The organism is Acinetobacter sp. GW821-FHT09D10, from assembly GCF_059416285.1.
Genome location: NZ_JBWKOW010000005.1, coordinates 262,027 through 280,527, shown reverse-complemented (window position 1 = coordinate 280,527; position 18,501 = coordinate 262,027). Strand labels below are relative to the sequence as shown.

Below are 18,501 nucleotides of genomic sequence, written 5' to 3'. Positions count from 1 at the left end.
AAACCTCTTAGCGCTGATGGTAGTGTGGGGTTTCCCATGTGAGAGTAAGTCATCGCCAGCTCATTATTCAAACACCCCTGTCCAATAGGCCAGGGGTATTTTTTTATGCCTAAAGTAATGGGACCTGCGTAAGTATCAATTAATTAATAAAAATATCTAATCAATAAAATCCATTTATAACTGTCTACGAGCATGTTTTAAAGCAGTGCGAAGACCTTCTTCTAGAGTCGGGTGATAGAAAGGTTTCTCTAAAATGTCATTTAAGGTTAAACCTTCGCCTATTATCCAGCTTAATAGGTGAGCCATATGTTCTGTTGCTTCTGTAAATAACTCAGCACCCAGAAGCTTTTGACTTTCTTTATCTATATAAACCTCAATGCCTCCTTTATTTTTTCCAAGGACGATAGCTCTACCTTGTCGTTCATAAGAGGCTTCGCCAGTAATAAAGTCTATACCAGTTTCTTTTAGTTGTTTAGAACTTTGCCCAACGATCCCCATTTCTGGATCACTAAATACAATTCCTAATGGGGTAAGAGTCTTAATTGAATTGATTTGTGGATAGTCCAAACAGTTATGAACAACTTTTTTCCCCTCATGTGCTGCTTCGTGTTGTAATGGTGTTGAGGTATAAGCATCACCGACAATAAAAATTGGATAGGTCTCTAGTTGCTTGGTTTTTGCATTTATAGGTAATGACTTAATATCTTTAAAAGAATCATCAATATTTTCTAGTTTTAAAGTATCAAGCAAACTTGAACGGCCTGTTGCAACTAGAACATATTCAACTTTGAGAGTTTTCTCTTTTTCTTCAAGTTTATAATGTAATATGACCTCCTCAGAATTACACTTAACTTCACTTGGTAAAGTCTCGAATAGAATTTTTAACTCTTTCCCTAGCTCTTTTTGCGCAAGTTGTTGAAGTTTTGAGCTAGTCAGTATTCCAATTCGTTTACTGCGAGCAAATATAGTGGTCTCTACGCCCAAACGATGCAAGGCTTGTGCGATCTCGAGGGCAATCACACCACTACCAATGACGGCAATGGATTTAGGTAGTGTTTTTAATTCAAATATTTGATCTGTTGTTATAAGTCGATTACCGAGTTCTTGCTTCCATGTTTGATCATAATTAGGAGTTGAACCAACCGCCAGAATAAAACTTTTTGATTGGTACTGTTTCCCGTTAACTTTTACAGTCTGTGCATCAATAAAATGTGCTTTACCAGAAACTTTATGTTCAGCTGGCCATTGTTCTACATCTTTTAAAGTTGCCTGAGTAAAACGATCACGTAAAGTTTGTACGTGCTGCATAACTTGATCAGTATTAATTTTTGCAGATACATCTAAAGCAACCTCTTGAGCATTTTGAATGTCAAACATACGGTTTGCTGTAGAGATGAGGATTTTACTCGGCATACAGCCTACACGAGCGCAAGTGGTATCCCATGGCCCATCATTTATAATTAAAATATTATTGGTATGTTTAACAGCTTCTTTATATGCGCTAATACCGGCGGTACCTGCACCAATGATAATAATATCGAACATTATAAATTCCATTATCTATGAATTTTTCATTTAACAGGTTACACAATAAAACATAATGTAATTTATGTTTACAGAGTGTAGTGAATATGATTACACTAATAATATAAATAATTAAAAAATCTTATACCTTTAGGAAAGATTGGGGAAATGAAAAGTATGTATAAAAAACAACTTACCTTGAAGTTGTCGGCTATTGCTGTATCTATTATGTTAGCAAGTTGTGGTGGGGGAGGTGGAGATGGTTATTATCAAAATGGCTCATCAAATAGCAACTTATCATCTGGAAATAATAGCAGTTCTCAGCAAACAACTGCTTCAGCATTAAAGATAGAGCTTGATAAATTATCAGTTACGGCGACGAATGATACTTTAACAGTCACTGTCAGAGCTTTAGATAAAAATAAAGGTGGCGTTGTTGGTGCTAATGTTACTTTGGCATTAGTTGATCCAACAAATAATGTGTCTATAGAGGGAGTATCAACCCAAACTACAGATGCAGCAGGTAATGCTGTATACATTATAAAAACACCAAAAACATCAATTTCACTAAATGAGTTGGTGAAAAATGGTTTTAAATTAATTGCATCTACAAATAATGGTACGCTTACTCAAGAACAAACTGTAACAGTGACAGGCAGTAATAGTACTGTTGAAGCTGATACCACTAGCATTGTATTGTTTGATGCGACAAAAACTTCTCTAAATGTTAGAGGAGATCAGACAACAGTTACATTAACAGCTGTAGATGCAAATGGTTCAACTTTAGCAAACCAAGCGATCACGCTTAAAGTTAAAAATTCAGCCTCAAACGGTGTCAGATTTACACCGAATGCAACTCAAACAGATGCGAATGGACAGATCAGCTATACTTTATCTTTTAGTGAAAATCAAAGAAATTCCTCATATAATGCTGCACAATTTGTGACAGATGATCTTGTCCTAGAAGCTAACTTTGGTCAATCAACGAAAATTTATACTTATAAACTTGATGTTGTTAATTCTGATGTACCGGTAGCGGTGGGTGCAATTGCTGTAGCATATAACCCGACGACCATGGAAGACTCAAGCGATGGAGTCTATTACTATAAAAATATCTCAGTACAAGTGACTGATGTGGATGGTAAGCCAATAGCAAATCAAGATGTAACAATGGGTGTTAATGCTCTTGCCTATTATAAAGGGCGATTCGGTTTTGTTGATACTTCTAGTCCTGCTGATGGTAAATCAGATGAATATCTTCCTGTTATTAGAGCTGCATGTACTTCACCAGTTCAAGCTGTAAATGTTAATGGAGAAGTTATTAATCAATTAAAGCCACTTAAAGAAAATTCAACGGTCCAAGTTGTATCATATATTAATAGTGCAGGTACCGCTGCAACGAATAATAAATATACGACAGATACGAATGGCCGCTTTGATCTTAAGATTCAATATCCTAAAATTTATGCATCATGGTTAACTGTTCAGCTAACGGCTAAATCTACAGTTTCAGGAAGTTTAATCAGAGGATCTACATCTTTAACTTTAGGTTATTTAAGTAAAGATGTTAGTCTTATTGATCTTAATGGACCGAATATAGAAAGCCCATATGGACTAGATCCAAATTGTTCAAATGGTAATTAATGTAAAAAGAAGCAGCATTTAAGCTGCTTCTTTTTTAGATATGTGTACCCATAGTTACTCCAACTGTAGGCTTTACTTGCATTGATGAGCATGCTGTAAGAATTAAACAGGTTAAAAGAGCAAATATAAATTTATTCATGAAAATTAATAAATGATTCAAAAAGATTTAAATACTTTAGATCAATATTATTTTTAGTTCTGTTGAATTCGTGCAGAGATATGCAAAATAAGTTATCAAAAAACCCTACTTTAAAGAAGAAATAGGGTTTTATAAAATATTAATTTCTTAAAATTAATCGTCTAGCAAATCCATTTGTTTTGCTAACTGATATAGGTTGTTTGAACGGTTTCCTGTACGGCAGAACATAAGTACAGGTTTTGGTAACTCATTGTAATGATTTGCGAAAGTACGTACATCGAGTTCTGTAATCTGTCCAGCTACAACAGGTTGATAAACGTAGTCTAAGCCTACTTGACGTGCTGCTTCTTCAATTTGAGCACTTGTAGGTTGTTCTGGGCCGCCTTCCATATCTGGTCGATTATTAATAATCGATTTAAATCCTTTTTCTACAACTTGGCCAACATGCTCTGGACCAATTTGACCTGCGAAACCAACATTCTCTGACATTTCGTCACTCCAAAATTTAACAAAACCTCTTATGCTGTATCATAGCATTAAGCTTAACCTGAGATACAAGACACTCGTGTGTTGTTCTGACTGAGAAAGTTATGTCTTATAGCTAAGTTATAAATTTTAAAAATGATCATCAAGCTATTTTAAAATTGGTTATTCATATTCTATTTCAACGGAGCACATATGCACGCTTATACGGTTGAGCCTTTATATGTTCCATGTGGTCAGGAAACGATCGCAGCTGATTTTTATATTCCAAAAACAAATAAAAAATCTGCCGTAATTATTATGGCCCATGGTTTTGCTGCGTTGCGTCAATTTAAATTAATCCAATATGCTCAGCGGTTCGCTCAAGCAGGTTATGCTGTTATTCTGTTTGATTATCGCTATTGGGGTGGGAGCACTGGCAAGCCAAGAGAAATGGTCTCCATCAACTCACAGTTAGAAGATTGGAAGACAGTAATTCAATATGCTTCTACCTGTAAGCTTGTGGATAATCGAAGGATCGTGTTGTGGGGGACTTCATTAAGTGGGGGATATGCGCTAAGTCTGGCTTCTGAATTAAAAAATATTCAGGCAATTTTAGTACAAATTCCTTATGTCGATGGTGCTGAAACTGCCAAGCTTTATCCTTTGCAACGCTATCCTCAAGCATTGAAGTTATCGAGTCAGGATTATATGGGATCAAAAATGGGCCTTAATCCCAAAAGATTGCCTGTTGTCGATCAAAATAATTTATGTTTTATGCCTACAGCTGATAGTTATTATGGTTATTTATCGATTGTAAATCCTGACTATTATTGGAGTGGGGAAGTCCCAGCTCGTGTCTTTTTTAATTTGATGCGATACCGCCCAATTCAAGTTGTACGCCAGATTAATATTCCAGTTTTATTTATTGCGGCCCAAAAAGATTCACTTATTCCTATTGAGTCCAGTCGCGAAGCTGCCACAAATATTGCGCCTTTTGTGAGTTATCATGAGTGGGATATGAAACATTTTGATATTTATCACGGTTCATGGTTTGAAAAAGCAGTGATAACCCAATTAGAATTTTTACATCAGCATATAGGAGTGGTGTAAATGATTATTGTATGTGCATCGTGCGGTGCAAAAAACCGAGTTCCTGAAGAAAAACTTCCTGAGCAACCAAGCTGTGGGCAATGTCATCAGCCATTACTACCGCTTGCACCTATTGAGTTAAATGAGCAAAATTTTAGTAACTACATCACGAATAGTGATCTACCTATTCTCATCGACTTATGGGCAGAATGGTGCGGACCTTGTAAAATGATGGCACCACATTTTGCGCAGGTCGCAAAACAGAATCCAGGCGTTATTTTTGCCAAGATTAATACCGAAGAATCTCCTCGCTTGAGCCAAGCTTTTCATGTGAGAAGTATTCCGACACTTGTCTTAATGAACAAAACGACAGAGGTTGCGCGTATTAGCGGCGCATTACGTGCGCCTGAATTGCAGCAGTGGCTTGATCAACAACTTCAAACGAATTTCGGGAGCTAAGGTGTCAGAAGCTTATACCAAACCAGAAGGGGTTTTATCCTTACAAACGATTGCGATGCCAGCCGATACAAACTGGAGTGGTGATGTATTTGGTGGATGGATTGTGTCACAAATGGACTTGGCTGGAGCAATTCACGCAGAACGTTTCAGTCGTGGCCGTTGTGCTACGATTTCCATTAATCAAATGACCTTTTTGGTTCCGGTAAAGGTTGGCTTTGTCATTAGCTGCTATACCAAAATCTTAAAAGTTGGAAATACGTCTATTCAGATGCAAATTGAAGTTTGGGATAGTCATGATGACTCTCGTGAACCAATACGCATTACCGAAGGAGTCTTTACCTTTGTGGCAGTTGATGTAAAAGGTAATAAGCGTCAGATTCCTGAAGAAGCGAGACAAAAGTTTTTAGATACTCAATAAAACGTATAAAGCCTGAATATCAGTATTCAGGCTTTAATCTTTATTCAAAAAAAACTAGTTTTTAGAAATTAAAACATCGTATTTGTATTCTTACTTTGCTCTGGAATATTTTGTATCACATCCCAATGCTCTACGATTTTTCCATTTTCGACACGAAATATATCAATAATCGCTCTTCCTCGATCTTTTTCATTTTCGGTCGAATGGACATGTAAAACGACAAGATTACCTTCAGCAATCGCACGTTTAATCTCATTTTTAGCTTGTGGATTTTTTTGGAATTTTTCAGTGAAGAAATTAACGAAAGGTGCTTTCCCATCTGGCACATTAGGATTGTGCTGAATGTATTGTTGACCAATATAACGGTCTGCATATTCTTTGACTTTATGTTGTAAAAAGACGCCTTCATAAAAGTCGATCACTATTTTTTTATTTTGAGCACTTACTTTATCTAGAGCTTCAGATTTGGTCGAAGTTATTTTACTGATTTTAAGATTAGGTTCAGTCGCATGAGTCGTTATTGTTGTAAATATTAAGCTGGTAAATAAGGAGGAAATAATAAGAGTTTTTTTCATTCTCGACCTCAAGATACAAAAAATAATTTTTATATCTTGAGGCAAATAAAAATCTAACAGTACTTTAGATTCGTTATTATTTCTTACGTTTAGGTAACCATGCCCACAGCATTTGGCAATGGATTGGTTCATTGCCTGCATCATCAATCACAGTAACTGGAATTACAAGTTCACCTTTCTCATTATCTGCAATAAACTTTTGCTGTTCAGCAGATAACGTCGCTGTAGCAGTCAAACCGCCTTCAACCACTTTTAAATAATCAACATGCAATGATTTGATTAATAAAATGCGGTTATCAGGAATGTGTAAACCCGTTAGGAAACCAGTTGCAGTTTCTGCTAAAAGAGCCATAGCAGCAGCATGGACTCCTTTAATATGATTCTGCATATTTTTTTGGTTTTCTAAACGGACAGTAACGTGGTTTGAGTCTACTTCCAGATAGCGAATATTTGCTGTACCCACCATTGGCACGATACGACCAAATGCCTTGCTCCAAAGAGTACTCCGAATACCTTTAGGGAATTTTGAAGTCGCTTTTACCAGTTTTGATAGACGATTGGATTGAGACATGGAATTACCTTAGCTTTAAATGTCACGACAAGAGATTAATCTTTAAAGTTATTAAACTGTAATGGCACACCAAATTGTTGTTCACGTAAAAAATTCATCACTTGTTGTAAAGTGTCGCGCTTTTTATCCGTTACACGAATTTTGTCACCTTGAATAGAAGATTGCACTTTAACGCCACTTTCTTTAATGGCTTTATTAATTTTTTTTGCAGTATCTGAGTCAAGACCGTCTTTCAGTTTAATGACCTGTACAAAATTTTTGCCTGAAGCAGCAGCTTTTTGCGGGTCTAGAGCTTGTACATCAATTTTACGTTTGTAAAAATGATTTTCTAACATGTTGTAAACTTGTTCACACTGGAAATCGCTTTCGGTACTGATTTTAATTTCTTTATTTTTTTCGTTTATTTCGACTGAAACATCATGACCACGAAAGTCAAAACGTGTTGCAATCTCTTTTTGTGTGTTCTGTACAGCATGATTAACTTCAAAAATCTCTAATTCAGAGACAATATCGAAAGAAGGCATAGTTTAGACCTTTACAAAGGGAAAGAATATTTGAGATGCTAAGAGGGTTTTCTTCATTTGCCAAGTGTTGTTTACATCAAAGGAGTGCACAATGATCCGTAAACAAGAAATTACAACATTTGAATTCCCAGAAAATGCTGTTATCTGGGATGTCCGTGATACAAATGCTTATGCAGAAGGGCATGTTAAAGGTGCGGTAAATCGCCCGATTAATGATTTGAATGCTGATATTTTGAACCAGGTCTCTGCGGGTCAGCCGATTTATATTTTATGTGGTGGTGGTAGCAAAGCTCCTCGTGCAGCTGAGACACTAGAAGGATTCGATGCCTCGCGTGAATATGTCGTGCTGATGGGGGGGACACGTGCAGCTCGTGATGCCGGCTTGCCTCTAGAGCAGGGCGCATAAAAAAAAGCACCTTCGGGTGCTTTTTTATGGAATTGAATTATTGTGGTTTGAAATAAGGCTTTTTAGGTTTTACTTTTTTTTGGAATCGTTGCGGATTCAATTTTTGTAATAAGCGGTCCGGTACTGGGCAAGCTTCTTCTAACATTTGGGCAACTAAGATCTCACTGCATAGCGGAGCAAATAAGAAGCCCTTAGAACCAAGACCAGCAAAAGTAGCAATTCGGCTATTCTCCTGCATTTTTCCAACGAGAGGAAAATAATCTAAGCTTTGTGCGCGGATAGATGCTCGACCTTGCCAAGTAGTTGTAGAAGGCAATTGTTGTGCATATTCAGGGAATACGCTGTGGATTAATTCAAAGTTATGCACATGGTCTTCTGGCACTACTTCTTGATCCTCACGATTTGGGTAGAAAGACGCACCTAAAATCATCTGTGATGCATTAAGTTGCATACAGTAGCCGCCATAGCTATAAGCTTCCTGTAAAGGCAGGGGAGCAAAAGTATTGTCAACCCAGCTTACTTGCCCACGTATTGGTTTTAACTGCGGATAGCTTTCAAAAAAAGTCGCGCTTTGACGTGCACAGCATACGATCACATGGTCGCTTTCATCGATAGTTTTATTCTCGCTTATGATTTGTACTTTATTTTCACAAGATACAAGCTCTGTAATATTGAGAATTTTTAAATCGATCAAAGGATGTTGCAAAATTTCATCACGTAGTTGATGTGGTGAAACAGAACCCGCGTCGGTAAGTACAACACTAGAATATGCGGTTTCAAGTGAGTTGATTGAGTGGGTAACAATCTGAGCTGGATATTGATTTACAAGATCGAGAAGTTCATCAGCATTTTTTAAGGCGATTTGTTGTATTTTTAGTGGACGAAATGCTTGAAAATTTTTATAAAAATTCAAGGCATGTTGCCAACTTAAAGTCATTAGATGTTCATGACTTTGCTCAATTGGACATAGTTTTGGATTAAGCAGGGCTAAAGGGTTTCCAGAAGCGCCAGATAATGCCTCTGTTCGCTCATATAGGGTGACTTGATGTCCACGTGCTGCAAATGCCCATGCTGTAGTTAAACCTGCTATACCGGCTCCAATAATCGCAATATGCTGTTGTCCCTTACCCAATGAGTGAACTAGGTCTAATGGGGAGGACTCATCATCAGATTGAGGTGGGTTCCAGATCGCTTTGAGCATTTCCCTCTTATGCCGAAAACCACGTGGACGAGAAATATTAATTCCATGCGCTTTTAGCCCACGTTTTAAAACACCAGCGACACTAAAAGAGGAAAATGTACTGCCATAGTCAGAAAGACGGACAATATGGTTTAAAACGTTTTGTTCCCACATGTCTGGATTGCAAGAGGGTGCAAAGCCATCTAAAAACCAAGCATTTACTGCTTTAGTTTTAGCCATGCTTGGGAAAATATCTTGTGCATCTCCTAGCCATAAGTCGATGCTAAAACGTTCTTTGGGAAAAGTTAAACGATGACATCCAGCAATAGGTAGCGGATATTGTTCAATTAACTGGTCTGCAAGTGGTTTAAGCTCATCCCAGACATTTAAAGCACGAATAAGGTCGGCTTTACTTAATGGAAATTTCTCAACACTAATGGCGTGTAAATGGCTTTGATTATCAGGACGGACTTGTTGCCAAAGTTGCCAGAGTGCAAGAATGTTTAAACCCGTACCAAAACCGGTTTCTCCTACACTAAAATATTCAAAATCTTTTAGATTGGCTAAGCGTTCTGATAAGTCGTTACCATTTAGAAAAACATGCCGTGTTTCAAGTAGGCCATTATCTTTAGAGAAATAGACATCACCAAATTGTTTGGAAATGGGAACCTCGATACCATCGATTAATTCCCAGTCCAGTTCTGCTGTTTGTATACCGTTTGATACGTTCATTTAGTTTAATAGATCGCTTGGATTTACCACTGGCGTCGACGTTTTGTATGAATATAACTAGAGATAAAGAAACCTAGTAATACGCCACCCGCTAAGGTAACCGCGCCATATAAAAACATTTGCGCACTACGTTCGCTTTGTAAGACTTGAACCTGAACAGAGAGGCTATCATTTTTTAACTGTAACTCTTGGTTCTGGGCGAGTGCTTCAAGATTGGCATGTTCTAACTGTTTTAAACGAGATGCCTGATCTTGAACTAAAGCTTTGATTTTCGCATCTTGCTGTTGTTTATTCTTTGCAAGTTGCTCAGCCGTGAGTGGTTTTGTTGCGGTCGACGCCGTTGTAGCAGCTGTTGGAACTGGCTGATTCGCAGCCTGAGTTGAAGGCGCACTTGGAGGAGTCGTTGCTGGTGTGGCAGCAGGTTCAACTGCACTAGCAGTTGAACAAATCAAACACAAGCCGAGAAAGCTTTTGATTGCAGGGTGCATATGATTACCCTTTTGGAAATGCTTTATTAAACGGTTTTACATTAATATGAGCGTAAATGCCTTCTTTGAGAAATGGTTCTTCTTTTAACCATTCGTCTAATGCTTCGCGACTGTCGAATTCAACAATCATGGTGCTGCCATAAAAACCTGCTTGAGGATCATTCGGGTCTTTTGGCATAGCTCCCGCTGTAACAAGGCGGCCTTCATCATCAAGTTTTTGCAAACGTTCGATATGCTGAGGGCGTACTGCCAAGCGTTTTTCTAAAGTTCCTTCGTTATCGGTACAGCTTAGAACAAAAAAAGGCATGTAATCGTATCTCTGTAATCAATCAGGAATCATTTTAAGCTTCAGGTGACTTAAAATGTTTACGTAAAATAATGAACTGAATAATGATAAATGAAAACATGACAATCATGTCACCAAATGCAGTGAATTCACCCCAATATTTTCCGCCGTGAAATAAAAATGCGAAGAAGATATGTAAACAAGACATCACCACAAACATGACTGCCCAAGCGAAATTTAGATTTTTCCAACCTTTTTCACTTAACTCTAAAATAGGGTCAAATAGACGTCGTATGAGTGGCTTACGATCTTTACCAAACCAAGGTGAAACTAAGAATGCACCTGCAAAAACCAAATTCAAAATTGCAGCTTTCAGACGAATATAGAAATCATCACTTAACATGAGGGTGATGCCACCAAAAATGACAGTCATAAACAATACAAACCACTGCTGTTTATCTAGACGGAATTTTTGGAAAACAAATAGGGCACCATATACCACAAGCATTGAAATAATTAAGCCAGTAGTCGCTACAAGAATATTATTATTATCGGCACCACCAGCAGACCCGATCAGTTTAAGTAAAGGATGCTGTGTGTCGGTTGGATCAACTGTTTTATATAAATAAAAGAAAATAATTAATGGAACAAAGTCCAGAAGTGCTTTCATGTTAGAGTATCTGATCAGGTTTGGTGAATGGCATAGTATAAAAGATGCAAGGCATAGATTTACATACACATAGCAATATTTCTGATGGAACTTTGTCTCCGGAATTATTGGTGCAAGCTGCTATAGATGTGAATTTGCATACTTTGGCTTTAACTGACCACGATACAATGGATGGGTTGCAGCGAGCTAGAGTTGCTGCACAAGGTCATGATTTAAAAATCATTTCTGGTACAGAGATTTCAAGTCAGTGGTCACGTCCAACAACGAAGAAGAGTTATGGCGTACATATTGTTGCTTTAAACATGCAAAATGAAGCACCAATTTTAGAAGCATTAGAACAACAAAAAAGAGTACGAGCGCAAAGAGCTAAAGTAATTTGCGATTTATTAGAAAAATGTATTGGTTTTCAGATTTATGAGGATGTTCTTGCCAAAGTAGAAAATCAGGCAGACCGCATCACCAGAACACACATTGCTAAAACGCTGGTCGAGAAAAAAGTTGTAACCCGTCCTCAACAAGCGTTTGATCGTTTCTTAAAAGAGGGAAGACGTGCTTTTGTAAAGTTTGAAGGATTAGGGTTGAAAGAAACAATTGACATGATTCACGAAAGTAAAGGGTTGGCAGTTTTAGCACATCCGACTCGTTATGATTTATCTGCAACTAACGTTCGATATTTAATTGAATTGTTCGCAACTTCAGGTGGAGATGCAATTGAGTTACCTCCACCGATGGAAACTTTATCTACTCGCCAGATGATTGATCGGATGATTGAGCAATATCAATTAGCTGTATCGATTGGCAGTGATTTTCATGGTGAAAATATGCCATGGATTAAACTGGGAAATACACCTAAGCCAACGGCTAATCAGCAAGGTGTTTGGGAACGTTTTCTCTAAGCCATTACAACAAGTTATTATCTTGAGCTTGAATTGGTGGTGGGGTAGGTTTGCCCAAAGTTCCTAAAAGTTCAATTTCGATACTACGAACCATGGCGTCTAAAGGTAAATCATTACTTTGAGTACCGAAAGGCTCTTCAATTTCCGAGCTGAGTGCATCAAGTCCTAAAAATGTATATGCCAAAATTCCAACCAGTAAAGGTGTTGCTAACCCAAGCAATGAACCAAGACTGAATGGCAACATAAAACAGAAAAAATAGACAGTGCGATTGAGCAAAACTGAATAGGCAAATGGAATGGGCGTATTGGCGATTCGGTCACAGCCAGTTTGTACGACACTTAAATCTGCAACATTTCTATTCATCTGTGCATAGATGATGTCTGAGATTTCTCCTTCTTTAAGCGCTTGCAATAATTCCCAGTGAATGAGGCTAAGTGTGTATTGAGGGGCATTATTTTGCTGATAGAGTTGGGTGAGTGCTTGCTGGCTCATACCGCTGGTTTGTATGAGCTCAGTTGGGTTCGCCGTCTGACGACGTAAACGATCACGTAACACGTTAGCAAAAACAATCACATGCTGAATAACACGTTCACGGCGGGCTTGAGTCAAAATTCGGCAGTCGCGGTCAAAATGGCGTGAAGTTGCAATTAAAACACCCCATAATTTTCGGGCTTCCCACCAACGGTCATAACATGCAGTATTTTTAAATCCTAAGAAAATAGAAAGTACGACGCCAATAAGAGTAAAGCCAACCAAAGGAATCTCGGGAAAGCGATAAAGATTGATATATTCAACGCCCCCAATGACCGCCGAAATCAGCATAACGACCCCGAGAGAGGGTAAAATTTTGGGTAAAATTGTCCCTCGCCAAGAGAATAATACTTTGAAAATACTAGGCTGCTCACGAACAATCATTTTATTTTTAACGTCACTATTTTTGCTTTGATCTTCTAGGCTTAGTGCCCCTTTGTCAATATCATTGAACTGATATTATTGTTGGGTTGAGCAGTTGTTGTTCAGCAAATGAAAAGCTTCCTTCTGGTGAGATAATAAAATGATCCAAGAGGCGTATTTCGACAAGCTGACAGGCATGTTCCAGTTGCTGAGTTAAGGCAATATCTTCGGCAGAAGGCTGCGCTGAACCAAATGGATGATTGTGTGCAATGACCAGTTGGCAAGCATGTTGCTGTAGAGCGTAGCGTAAGGTTTGATTGACTGAAACCGCACAATGTTGAACTGACCCAAAAAATAACTTTTTAAAATGGAGCTTTCTTAATTCTGGATCTAGACACAGCACTGCAAAGACTTCTTGTTTCTCGCCTTTTAATTCGTAGCGCAAATAATCCAAAACTAAATCAGAAGTGTGGAGACTAAGATTGTTTTGCTCAAAGTGATGATCGAGATAACGCCGTCCGAGTTCTTTGACTGCTAGTAATTGTGAATATTTCGTTGCTCCAATTCCATTAAATTGAGTTAATTCACTTAACGATGAATCAAATACTGCATTTAGGCTACCAAAGTGCTGAATGAGTAAACGTGATAGTTCGACTGCTGAATGTTGTCGTGAACCTGATCGAAGAAAAATCGCCAGTAGCTCTGCATCAGAGAGACTTTGCGGACCTTGTTGTAATAACCGTTCTCTTGGCCGTTCTTGTTCGGGCCAATTTTTAATAGAAGTATTCATATTCCCCAGCGTAATTCGCTTAAAATTTTATTTTGTTTGCCCAATCAATCTTGGGTCTGCGCGTATTTAATGCTATTGTGAGCGCCACTGCAACAGTAAGGTATCCTGTTCGTGAGCTTTGATCTAAGTGTTATTCCTCATAAAAACATTGTTTTAGCTGTTACTGGCGGAATTGCTGCCTATAAAAGTGCCATTTTAGTCCGTCGCCTTAAAGATTATGGCTTTGACGTACGTGTGGTCATGACACATGGTGCCCAGGCATTTATTACCCCACTAACTTTTCAGGCTCTTTCTGGTAATCCCGTTCATACTGAACTTTTAGACCCTGCGGCTGAAGCTGGGATGGGACATATTGAATTAGCACGTTGGGCTGATTTATTACTGGTTGCGCCTGCAAGTTGCGATACTTTGGCAAAATTTGCACATGGTTTAGCAGATGACTTGCTCAGTACAGTGTTTTTGGCAACAAAATCTCCGGTGTGGGTTGCACCTGCCATGAACCAGCAAATGTGGGCAGCCAAAGCAACGCAACGAAATTTACAAACCTTAGTCGAAGATGGCGTGCATGTGATTATGCCGGATGCGGGTGAGCAAGCGTGTGGTGATGTCGGTTTAGGCCGTATGCCAGAACCAGAAGAAATTGCAAGGCAAGTCGCTGGCTATTTCCATCAGGCTCAACGTGCAATCGCTGAAAAATTTGGGCTGTTGGCTGGAAAGCGAGTTGTTATTACTGCTGGGCCAACGCGTGAAGCGATTGACCCTGTTCGTTATATCTCGAATCATAGTACCGGTAAAATGGGCTTTGCTTTAGCTGCTGCTTGTTACGCTGCTGGTGCGCAAGTGACTCTGATTGCTGGACCTGTAAGTTTAGATACACCGAATGGTGTGAAAAGAGTAAATGTTGCCTCAGCACGACAAATGTTAGATATCAGTATGGATTCGTTAGAAACAGGCTGTGATATCTTCATTGCAACTGCCGCAGTCGCAGACTATCGCGTAGCAGAAGTTGCGGAGCATAAAATTAAGAAGGCAGGGGATGAGTTGAATGTTTCCCTTGTGAAAAATCCAGATATTGTGGCAACCATTGCGGGTCAGGAAAAACGTCCATTTATGGTGGGCTTTGCAGCCGAAACACAAAATGTTGAAGAATATGCGGCAGGAAAACTAGTCGCTAAAAAACTAGATATGATTGCATGCAACGATGTGTCACGTGCAGATATTGGTTTTGCTTCTGATGAAAATGCCATGACGGTTTTCTTCGCTGAAAACTATCACATGAAAAAGCGTGAGTTAGAGAAAGCCTCTAAACAAGAAATTTCTCAACAGTTGGTTGAAGCAATTTCGGATGCATTGCGCCGTAAATAATTTTTTCTATATAAAAAAAACCGCGAATGAATCGCGGTTTTTTTTATATGTCTTACTTTAGACAACTTAAGGAATTTCATCCTCAAATTCAGGTTTAACCTGAACGATGAAGTCCTGACGGTTAAGACCACGCCATAAGGCAAAAGCTGTACCGATATAAATTGAAGAGTAAGTACCTACAAAGACACCAACAAACATTGCAACAGCGAACCAGTGTAGACCATCACCACCTAAGAACATCATTGCTAGAACGACAAGCAATAAGGTCATTGATGTATGAATGGTACGACGTAAAGTTTCGGTTAAAGCAATATCGATGATTTCACGAGGAGTCGCTCCGCGAATTTTACGGAAATTTTCACGGATACGGTCTGACACTACAATGTTATCGTTAAGCGAGAAACCAATAACAGCAAGTACCGCAGCTAAAACTGTAAGGTCAAATGGCCACTGGAATAATGCAAAAGCACCAATAATAATGATGATGTCGTGGAATAAAGACATCACGGCACCCATCGCGAGTTTGAACTCGAAACGGATAGTCACGTAAATCAACATTAAGATAAGTGCAAGTGCAACCGCACCAGCAGAGCGAACATAAAGCTCGTTACCAACTTGACCACCTACAGAGTCCACTTTGTGAACTTCTGCGGCATTGTTTGGCAACTGTACAGCCTTAGTAATCGCGTTATTAAGGTCTTCAACCTTAACTTCTTGTACAGGCATGCGCACAAGTAAGTCTTTATTACTACCAAGTGTTTGTACTACAGCATCTTTAAAGCCAGCTTTGTCGAGTGCCTGAATAACTTCAGACTGATTTGCTGGTTGAGCGTAGTTAAGCTCAGCTGAAACACCACCAGTAAAGTCCAAACCGAGGTTAAGACCTTTAGTTACAATAAAGAAAATACTCGCTAACGTAATAAGGATCGAGAAGATTGCCGCAGGTTTAGCAATCTTCATGAACGGGATGATTTTTGCATCATCCGGACGTCCATATTGTTTTGAATCTTGTTGAGTCACTTTAGTCATCATCGATCTCCTTAAATGCTCAACTTTTTCAAATTACGGCGTTTACCATAAATGATTTGTACAATTGCGCGAGTCACTGTAATTGCAGTAAACATCGAACACACGATACCAATCATTAATGTTACGGCGAAACCTTTGATCGGGCCTGTACCAATTGCAAACAAAATGAATGCAACGAGGAACGTCGTTAAGTTCGAGTCAAAAATGGTGTTGTAGGCTCGATCATAACCGGCCACAATGGCCTGTTTGGGCGATGCACCCCAGAGCATTTCTTCTCGAATACGCTCACATATCAATACGTTCGCATCGACGGCCATACCAATAGTAATAACGATACCCGCAATACCTGGTAAGGTGAGGGAAGCCCCAATCCATGACATAACCGTTAAAATCATTGCCAAGTTAACAACGAGTGCAAAGTTAGCGATTAAACCGAATAGACGGAAGAAAACCACCATCCAGATTGCAACAAGCAAGAAGCCGATTTGAGTTGATAATACGCCCTTATCAATGTTTTCTTGACCAAGGCTTGGACCAACTACACGTTCTTCAACAAAATACATTGGCGCAGCCAAAGCACCTGCACGTAGCATTAATGCAAGTTCTGATGCTTCTTGAGGAGAACTTAAACCGGTAATACGGAAAGTTGAACCTAAAACGGCCTGAACTGTTGCAGCATTGATGACTACAGATTCAGTGTATGGAGTACGAACTTCTGTTTGTGCACCAGTTTTAGGATCTGTGACATAAGTAATTTTTTGCTTATTTTCGATGAACAATACCGCCATGCGTTTACCAACAGCATTACGAGTTGCATCGGACATAAGCTTACCGCCAGCACTGTCGAGAGTAATATTTACTTCGGCACCACCAGAGTCTTGGCTAAAGCCAGAACTTGCATTTTGAACACGCTCACCCGTCAAGATACGGTTACGTTGCAACAAAAGTTGACGACCGCTATCTAAAGACTCATAAGCAAAAACTTCTGTGCCCGGAGGTAAAGGTTGACCATTATATTTACCTGTATATGGGTCAATATATTGATCATTTGCGTCAGAAACCAAACGGAATTCGAGGTTTGCAGTACGGCCTAAAACACGTTTCGCTTCAGCTGTATCTTGAACGCCCGGTAATTCAACGACAATACGGTTGCTACCCTGACTTTGTACCAATGCTTCTGCAACACCAAGTTCGTTAATACGATTACGTAATGTTGTTAAGTTTTGATTCACCGCATATGACTGAATTTCTTGGCGACGTACATCAGTATAAGAAAGCTTTAAAGTAGAACCTGTAGAGCTTGTTAATGCCTGTTGGGTATATTCATTCCCATTACGACGTAAAAAATCCATTGCTGCATCACGGTCAGCATTGTCAGCAAATTGAACAGTGATCACATTATTAGTTAATGCAAGACTATTAAATTTGATCTTGTTTTCACGGAACTGACGACGCAAATCGGTGGCAGAGGTTTCCATACGTTGGGCAACGGCTTTGTCCATATCTACTTCAAGCAAGAAGTGGACACCACCACGTAAGTCCAAACCAAGTTTCATTGGTTTAGCCCCAATCTTTTGCAACCATTCCGGTGTGGTTGGTGCAAGGTTTAGGGCGACAACATATTGATCACCTAAGTCACGGCGTAATACTTCTTTTGCTTTCAACTGCGCTTCAGAAGAGCTGACACGCAATAGGGCAGCATTATTTGTAAAAGTATTATCGTGACTTGCAATGTTTGCTGTTTTTAAAATTTGCTCTGCTTTTTGCACCACACTTTGATCAATTTGGGTGCCAGCTTTGGCACCGGAAATTTGAACGGCGGGCTCATCCGGATATAGACTAGGCAGTGCGTATAATGTACTGATTACCAGAACAACCAGAATCAGTAAATATTTCCATGCAGGGTAACGCATTCGCTTTCTTCTTAAATGAAAAAGTCGTGCTAAAGCACGACTGTTTTATGATTAAAGGTTATTTAGAGTGCCTTCAGGTAATACTGAAATTACGCTGGCACGCTGAATTTTTACTTCTACACCACGGCTAAGTTCAACAACTGCATAGTCACCTTCAATTTTGGTCACTTTGCCCATTAAACCACCAGCGAACACAACTTCACTACCTACACCTAAGCTCTCGATTAAAGAACGGTGCTCTTTAGCACGTTTTGCTTGAGGGCGCCAAATTAAGAAATAAAAGATTGCAACGAATACGACAATCATCAAGATGTTTGGCAAAATACCTGTAGTTGGGCCAGCTGCCGGTGCTGCATGTGCAGCAGAAATTAAAAAGCTCATTTTGATTTCCTAAAGTTAAAAATATGAGTCAGATACCTGACATAATCCTAATTCGTTTTGCA

General features: G+C 39.1%; 21 protein-coding genes. 7 read left to right on the top strand and 14 right to left on the bottom strand.

Annotated elements, in window-relative coordinates; genetic code table 11:
- Positions 1–174: 174 nt before the first annotated feature.
- Positions 175–1,545: a dihydrolipoyl dehydrogenase gene (locus tag AC07M3_RS13555; protein ID WP_494567540.1), complete on the bottom strand. Its 1,371-nt coding sequence runs from the start codon at positions 1,543–1,545 to the stop codon at positions 175–177.
- 147 nt (positions 1,546–1,692) lie between these two features.
- Between AC07M3_RS13555 and AC07M3_RS13550 the strand changes: the two genes are divergently transcribed.
- On the top strand, positions 1,693–3,168 hold the full coding sequence (locus AC07M3_RS13550) for a hypothetical protein (RefSeq protein ID WP_494567539.1): 1,476 nt from the start codon (positions 1,693–1,695) through the stop codon (positions 3,166–3,168).
- 292 nt (positions 3,169–3,460) lie between these two features.
- On the opposite strand, the gene AC07M3_RS13545 is transcribed toward AC07M3_RS13550, so the two are convergent.
- Positions 3,461–3,796, bottom strand: a complete 336-nt coding sequence (locus AC07M3_RS13545) for a protein tyrosine phosphatase family protein (RefSeq protein WP_005036085.1) — start codon at positions 3,794–3,796, stop codon at positions 3,461–3,463.
- Positions 3,797–3,985: 189 nt separating this feature from the next.
- On the opposite strand from AC07M3_RS13545, the gene AC07M3_RS13540 reads away from it, so the two are divergent.
- Genes AC07M3_RS13540 through AC07M3_RS13530 form a run of 3 tightly spaced genes read left to right on the top strand, consistent with a single transcriptional unit; the run spans position 3,986 to position 5,738 of the window.
- The gene (locus AC07M3_RS13540; protein WP_092708552.1) at positions 3,986–4,882 is read left to right on the top strand and encodes an alpha/beta hydrolase; all 897 of its coding nucleotides are present in this window, start codon (positions 3,986–3,988) and stop codon (positions 4,880–4,882) included.
- The gene (trxC, locus tag AC07M3_RS13535) at positions 4,883–5,320 is read left to right on the top strand and encodes a thioredoxin TrxC (RefSeq protein WP_005050212.1); all 438 of its coding nucleotides are present in this window, start codon (positions 4,883–4,885) and stop codon (positions 5,318–5,320) included. It begins immediately after the preceding gene.
- 1 nt (position 5,321) lies between these two features.
- Complete coding sequence (locus AC07M3_RS13530) at positions 5,322–5,738, top strand: acyl-CoA thioesterase (protein ID WP_092708558.1); 417 nt, start codon at positions 5,322–5,324, stop codon at positions 5,736–5,738.
- A gap of 68 nt (positions 5,739–5,806) precedes the next feature.
- Here AC07M3_RS13530 and AC07M3_RS13525 read toward each other — a convergent pair whose 3' ends face one another.
- The 3 genes from AC07M3_RS13525 to AC07M3_RS13515 all read right to left on the bottom strand — a co-directional run bounded on the left by AC07M3_RS13525 (position 5,807) and on the right by AC07M3_RS13515 (position 7,408).
- Positions 5,807–6,313, bottom strand: a complete 507-nt coding sequence (locus AC07M3_RS13525; protein WP_494567542.1) for a nuclear transport factor 2 family protein — start codon at positions 6,311–6,313, stop codon at positions 5,807–5,809.
- Positions 6,314–6,389: 76 nt separating this feature from the next.
- Positions 6,390–6,884: a DUF4442 domain-containing protein gene (locus tag AC07M3_RS13520; RefSeq protein WP_127493948.1), complete on the bottom strand. Its 495-nt coding sequence runs from the start codon at positions 6,882–6,884 to the stop codon at positions 6,390–6,392.
- 35 nt (positions 6,885–6,919) lie between these two features.
- Positions 6,920–7,408 (bottom strand): YajQ family cyclic di-GMP-binding protein, encoded by a 489-nt coding sequence (locus AC07M3_RS13515; RefSeq protein ID WP_004638746.1) that lies wholly within the window; start codon positions 7,406–7,408, stop codon positions 6,920–6,922.
- 91 nt (positions 7,409–7,499) lie between these two features.
- On the opposite strand from AC07M3_RS13515, the gene AC07M3_RS13510 reads away from it, so the two are divergent.
- Complete coding sequence (locus tag AC07M3_RS13510) at positions 7,500–7,814, top strand: rhodanese-like domain-containing protein (RefSeq protein WP_004638747.1); 315 nt, start codon at positions 7,500–7,502, stop codon at positions 7,812–7,814.
- 37 nt (positions 7,815–7,851) lie between these two features.
- Here AC07M3_RS13510 and mnmC read toward each other — a convergent pair whose 3' ends face one another.
- From mnmC to AC07M3_RS13490, 4 genes are read right to left on the bottom strand one after another with little or no spacing between them, the layout of a single operon-like run.
- Entirely contained in the window at positions 7,852–9,726 is a 1,875-nt protein-coding gene (gene mnmC, locus AC07M3_RS13505) for a bifunctional tRNA (5-methylaminomethyl-2-thiouridine)(34)-methyltransferase MnmC2/FAD-dependent 5-carboxymethylaminomethyl-2-thiouridine(34) oxidoreductase MnmC1 (RefSeq protein ID WP_494567538.1), read from the bottom strand.
- A gap of 23 nt (positions 9,727–9,749) precedes the next feature.
- Positions 9,750–10,214, bottom strand: a complete 465-nt coding sequence (locus tag AC07M3_RS13500) for an SH3 domain-containing protein (RefSeq protein WP_416660133.1) — start codon at positions 10,212–10,214, stop codon at positions 9,750–9,752.
- Positions 10,215–10,218: 4 nt separating this feature from the next.
- Positions 10,219–10,521 (bottom strand): YciI family protein, encoded by a 303-nt coding sequence (locus tag AC07M3_RS13495; RefSeq protein ID WP_494567537.1) that lies wholly within the window; start codon positions 10,519–10,521, stop codon positions 10,219–10,221.
- Positions 10,522–10,555: 34 nt separating this feature from the next.
- Positions 10,556–11,170: a septation protein IspZ gene (locus AC07M3_RS13490; RefSeq protein WP_045435602.1), complete on the bottom strand. Its 615-nt coding sequence runs from the start codon at positions 11,168–11,170 to the stop codon at positions 10,556–10,558.
- 44 nt (positions 11,171–11,214) lie between these two features.
- Between AC07M3_RS13490 and AC07M3_RS13485 the strand changes: the two genes are divergently transcribed.
- The gene (locus tag AC07M3_RS13485; protein ID WP_494567536.1) at positions 11,215–12,066 is read left to right on the top strand and encodes a PHP domain-containing protein; all 852 of its coding nucleotides are present in this window, start codon (positions 11,215–11,217) and stop codon (positions 12,064–12,066) included.
- A gap of 4 nt (positions 12,067–12,070) precedes the next feature.
- On the opposite strand, the gene AC07M3_RS13480 is transcribed toward AC07M3_RS13485, so the two are convergent.
- Positions 12,071–12,982: a bestrophin family protein gene (locus AC07M3_RS13480; protein ID WP_494567535.1), complete on the bottom strand. Its 912-nt coding sequence runs from the start codon at positions 12,980–12,982 to the stop codon at positions 12,071–12,073.
- A 61-nt stretch (positions 12,983–13,043) separates the two neighbouring features.
- Entirely contained in the window at positions 13,044–13,751 is a 708-nt protein-coding gene (gene radC / locus AC07M3_RS13475) for a RadC family protein (RefSeq protein WP_494567534.1), read from the bottom strand.
- 111 nt (positions 13,752–13,862) lie between these two features.
- Between radC and coaBC the strand changes: the two genes are divergently transcribed.
- Positions 13,863–15,116, top strand: coding sequence for a bifunctional phosphopantothenoylcysteine decarboxylase/phosphopantothenate--cysteine ligase CoaBC (gene coaBC, locus AC07M3_RS13470; protein ID WP_005050195.1), 1,254 nt, complete (start codon positions 13,863–13,865; stop codon positions 15,114–15,116).
- A 66-nt stretch (positions 15,117–15,182) separates the two neighbouring features.
- Here the strand turns inward: coaBC and secF are convergent, their stop codons facing one another.
- From secF to yajC, 3 genes are read right to left on the bottom strand one after another with little or no spacing between them, the layout of a single operon-like run.
- The gene (gene secF, locus AC07M3_RS13465) at positions 15,183–16,148 is read right to left on the bottom strand and encodes a protein translocase subunit SecF (protein WP_017392409.1); all 966 of its coding nucleotides are present in this window, start codon (positions 16,146–16,148) and stop codon (positions 15,183–15,185) included.
- Between the two features lie 8 nt (positions 16,149–16,156).
- Complete coding sequence (gene secD, locus AC07M3_RS13460) at positions 16,157–18,058, bottom strand: protein translocase subunit SecD (protein WP_494567533.1); 1,902 nt, start codon at positions 18,056–18,058, stop codon at positions 16,157–16,159.
- 51 nt (positions 18,059–18,109) lie between these two features.
- Positions 18,110–18,439 (bottom strand): preprotein translocase subunit YajC, encoded by a 330-nt coding sequence (yajC, locus tag AC07M3_RS13455; protein ID WP_003655131.1) that lies wholly within the window; start codon positions 18,437–18,439, stop codon positions 18,110–18,112.
- Positions 18,440–18,501 lie beyond the last annotated feature (62 nt).